General features: G+C 71.5%; 1 protein-coding gene. It reads right to left on the minus strand.

All coding sequences use genetic code 11. From position 1 onward, the window contains the following. Positions 1 to 215, minus strand: a 215-nt coding sequence (locus FS767_RS22745) for an AraC family ligand binding domain-containing protein (RefSeq protein ID WP_371921615.1), incomplete at its 3' end; no start/stop codon positions are given. Positions 216 to 228: the final 13 nt, after the last annotated feature.

Consider the following 228-nt stretch of genomic DNA (forward strand, 5'->3'; position numbering starts at 1 on the left):
TGGGGATCGACGAACAGGGTGCGCACCTCGACCCGGCCCAGCAGGTGCAGATCGTGCTCTTCGCCGGCGGGCACCCAGACGCCGCGCCCGGGCGGCACCACCCAGCGCCCCTGGGCGGTATTGACGATGACGATGCCGCAGAGGGCGTGAATCAGCTGCGCCTGGCGATGACGATGGGGCGGCACCCGCTCGCCATGGGCATAGTCCTGGGCCACGGCGTGGAGGCCA

The sequence above is a fragment of the Pseudomonas sp. DE0010 genome (assembly GCF_007680745.1).
Lineage (GTDB): Bacteria > Pseudomonadota > Gammaproteobacteria > Pseudomonadales > Pseudomonadaceae > Aquipseudomonas > Aquipseudomonas parafulva_B.